Raw genomic sequence first — 3204 nt, 5'->3', positions numbered from 1 at the left:
GGCTCGCGACCGTCGCGTTCCTCTCCCCCTGGCTCGTCGGGTTCGCCGTCTTCACCGCCTGGCCGCTGCTGTACAGCGCCTATCTGTCCCTGACCGACTACGACGTGATCAACGATCCGTCCTTCGTCGGGTTCGACAACTACGCCCAGCTGTTCGCGGACCCGAAGGTGGGGCTCGCCCTCGGCAACACCCTTCTGTTCACCGTCCTGCAGGTCCCGCTGCACGCCCTTCTCGCGCTCCTCCTCGCCTTACTGCTGAACCAGGCCGGGCGATCGGCGGGCCTGTTCCGCACCACGTTCTTCCTCCCCAAGATGACGCCGCCGGTCGCCGTGGGCATCCTGTTCCTCCTGCTCTTCAACGGGCAGAACGGCCTGATCAACGCCGTGCTCGGGGTGTTCGGGATCGACGGCCCCTCCTGGACGACGGATCCGGCGTGGGTCAAGCCGGGACTCGTGCTGATGAGCCTGTGGAGCGTGGGCGCCTCCGTGCTGATCCTGCTGGCCGCGCTGCAGAACGTGCCGCGCGAGCTCCAGGAGTCGGCGCGCATCGACGGCGCGGGCCCCCTCCGCACGACGCTGAGCGTGACCCTGCCGATGATCAGCCCGGCGCTCTTCTTCATCGTCGTCGTGAACACCATCGCGGGGCTTCAGACGTTCGACGAGGCGTACACGGCGTTCTTCGGCGCCGGCAACACCACCTACAGCAACGACGCGGCGCTGTTCTACGTGATCTACCTCTTCCAGCAGGCCTTCGAGTACCTGCACATGGGCTACGCCTCCGCCCTCGCCTGGGTGCTGTTCGTGATCATCATGGCGATCACCGCGATCCAGCTGGTCGTCTCGCGACGGCTCGTCCACTACGAGGGCGAGGAGTCCTCATGACCGTCCGCGTCCCGCCCGGCTCGCACGACGCGCTCCGCGACCCGGAGGGCTACGGGCTCGACACCCGCGCGATCGTGACCGGTGTGCCCCACGCCCGCCGCACGCCGCGCCGCACGGTGCTCCGGAGGGTCCTCGTGGCGGCGGCGCTGACCGTTCTCTCGGTCGTGTTCGTCTATCCCTTCGTCTGGCTGGTCAGCGCGTCCTTCAAACCGCGAGGGGACGTCTTCGACAACCGCCTGATCCCCCGCACGTTCACCTGGGACAACTACGTGAACGTGTGGCAGGAGGCTCCCCTCGGGATGTGGATGCTCAACACGCTCATCGTCACGGCGCTCGCCGCCGCCACGGTCACCGTCTCCAGCGCGATGGTCGCGTGGGCGTTCTCGTACTACCGCTTCCGAGGCCGGGGCGTGCTGTTCGGCCTCGTGCTGGCCACCATGATGCTCCCGGGGGCCGTGACGATGATCCCGACCTTCCTGATCTGGAACTCGCTGGGCTTCGTCGGCACGCTCGTCCCGCTGTGGGCGCAGAACCTCTTCGGGAGCGCGTTCTACATCTTCCTGCTGCGCCAGTTCATGCTGTCCCTCCCCCGGGACCTGTTCGACGCCGCACGCGTGGACGGCGCCGGTCACGGCCGCGTGTTCTGGAGCATCGCGCTGCCCCTGACGAAGCCGGCGCTCGCGGTGACCGCCGTGTTCGAGGTCCAGGCCGTGTGGACCGACCTCATGCGGGCGCTGATCTATCTGCGCGACTCGTCGACCTTCACGATCCCCCGCGGGTTGAAGTCCCTCGTGGACGCGTTCGGGTTCGGCGGCGAATGGCACTGGGAGACGATCGTCACGGCGAGCGTGATCGCCACCGTCCCGCTGATCATCGTCTTCTTCCTGTTCCAGCGGCAGATCCTCGATGGCGCGACGATGTCCGGCATGAAGGGGTGACCGCACTCCGCGGCGTCAGCCGGCGACGTCCGGCGCGATGGAGCCCGGCCGGTCCGACGGCTCGGAGGAGGCCGGGCCGGAGGCCTCCCGGACCATGAACAGCGCGGGGTCCGGGAGCGGGACGAAACCGTACTGCGCATAGAGGGAGTGCGCATCGCGCGTGGCGAGCATCACCCGCTTGAGGTTCAGCGGGGCGAGATCGTCCAGGATCCCCGCGACCAGGAGCTTCCCGATGCCGTTGCCGCGCTCCTCCGAGGCGACGAACACGTCGCAGAGCCAGGCGAACGTGGCCCCGTCTGTGATGACCCGGGCATAGCCGACCTGGTCGCCGTCGCCCGCGCGATAGACCCCGTAATTGCGGGACCCCTCGATCGCCCGGGTCATCGTCTCCCCGCTGCGTCCACGAGCCCAATAGGCCTGCTCGCCCATCCAGGCGCCGATCCGCTCGCGATCCAGGCGGGAGGGATCGGTGGAGAACTCGTACTCGGTCATGCGTGCCGTCCGTTCGTCAAAGGTCGCGTCGGACGCCGAGACGCACCTGCCGGTCGCTCCGTCCTCGCCGGAACGGCCGGAGCACGAGGGACCGCGCCTCCGGCCGGAGACCCTCATGGTAGGGCCTCGATTGTCAAGGCACGTGCCCGCTGAGGGGCCTGGCCGCAGACTAGACCGACGATGACCGCCGAGAGAAGGAGCAGCACCATGTCCGACGCACGACCCGCCGACCGCGACGCCACGTCTCGCGAGGACGTCCCGGCCGAGGACGCGACCATCGCCGAACGCCCGGGGCTCCAGCCCGAGACGCAGGGGGACGAGCCTCTCGACGCCGATCTCGGCGAGGAGGGGCAGGGCGACGTCGGCGACGAGGAGGATGCGCGACACTCGGGCGACGCGCCCGATGACCTGCGCACGGCGGGCCCGTCCGGTCCCGTCGTCGAGGAGGGCGAGATCTGAGCGGGCCGTGGCGCACCCACAACGAAGCCCCTGCCGCGTGAGCGACAGGGGCTTCTTCGGTGGACCCAGGGGGATTCGAACCCCCGACCTCTTCATTGCGAACGAAGCGCGCTACCAACTGCGCCATGGGCCCGTGAACCCATTCAGGTTATCACGTTCCGAACCGTGCTCCGTTCCGCGCGCACCCCGGGCGCGTCATCCGGCGGCGCGGCGCGCCAGGAGCTGGCGGACGTGGGCCTCGATCTCCGCGTCGTCGACGAAGCCCATCCGGGCGTACGGGGAGGATGCCGCGGGGGCCTCCTCCGGGGCGACGGGAGCCTTCGCGACGTCTCGGATCGCGGCGGGCGCCGCGGGAGCCAGCGTCTCCGCCCGCCGCTGCAGCTCGGCGGCCCGCTCGGCCTCGCGCGCCAGCGTGCGGGCGTCGATCGTCGCCT

General features: G+C 69.6%; 4 protein-coding genes, 1 tRNA gene and 1 pseudogene. 3 read left to right on the top strand and 3 right to left on the bottom strand.

What is annotated here, in order from left to right; genetic code table 11:
• Both MR1_RS18815 and MR1_RS18810 read left to right on the top strand, forming a co-directional pair.
• On the top strand, positions 1-881 hold an 881-nt coding region (locus MR1_RS18815; RefSeq protein WP_067250735.1), incomplete at its 5' end, for a carbohydrate ABC transporter permease.
• Complete coding sequence (locus MR1_RS18810) at positions 878-1819, top strand: carbohydrate ABC transporter permease (protein WP_084344943.1); 942 nt, start codon at positions 878-880, stop codon at positions 1817-1819. The genes MR1_RS18815 and MR1_RS18810, both read left to right, overlap by 4 nt.
• Before the next feature lie 15 nt (positions 1820-1834).
• Here MR1_RS18810 and MR1_RS18805 read toward each other — a convergent pair whose 3' ends face one another.
• The gene (locus tag MR1_RS18805) at positions 1835-2311 is read right to left on the bottom strand and encodes a GNAT family N-acetyltransferase (RefSeq protein WP_067250731.1); all 477 of its coding nucleotides are present in this window, start codon (positions 2309-2311) and stop codon (positions 1835-1837) included.
• A gap of 207 nt (positions 2312-2518) precedes the next feature.
• On the opposite strand from MR1_RS18805, the gene MR1_RS18800 reads away from it, so the two are divergent.
• On the top strand, positions 2519-2770 hold the full coding sequence (locus MR1_RS18800) for a hypothetical protein (RefSeq protein ID WP_067250727.1): 252 nt from the start codon (positions 2519-2521) through the stop codon (positions 2768-2770).
• Between the two features lie 60 nt (positions 2771-2830).
• Here the strand turns inward: MR1_RS18800 and MR1_RS18795 are convergent.
• Positions 2831-2903: transfer RNA gene (locus MR1_RS18795), tRNA-Ala, on the bottom strand.
• Between the two features lie 62 nt (positions 2904-2965).
• Positions 2966-3204, bottom strand: a pseudogene (locus tag MR1_RS20315) (hypothetical protein); the annotation flags it as partial.

The sequence above is a fragment of the Microbacterium resistens NBRC 103078 genome, from assembly GCF_001552355.1.
Taxonomy (GTDB): Bacteria; Actinomycetota; Actinomycetes; order Actinomycetales; family Microbacteriaceae; genus Microbacterium; species Microbacterium resistens.
The sequence above is the reverse complement of the archived record's forward strand: the minus strand, read 5'-3'. Positions and strand labels throughout refer to the sequence as shown.

What these genes read in the sequence shown, in the direction of transcription:
- MR1_RS18810 (WP_084344943.1), top strand. Translation starts at nt 878, where the DNA reads ATGACCGTCCGCGTCCCGCCCGGCTCGCACGACGCGCTCCGCGACCCG.
- MR1_RS18805 (WP_067250731.1), bottom strand. Translation starts at nt 2,311, where the DNA reads ATGACCGAGTACGAGTTCTCCACCGATCCCTCCCGCCTGGATCGCGAG.
- MR1_RS18800 (WP_067250727.1), top strand. Translation starts at nt 2,519, where the DNA reads ATGTCCGACGCACGACCCGCCGACCGCGACGCCACGTCTCGCGAGGAC.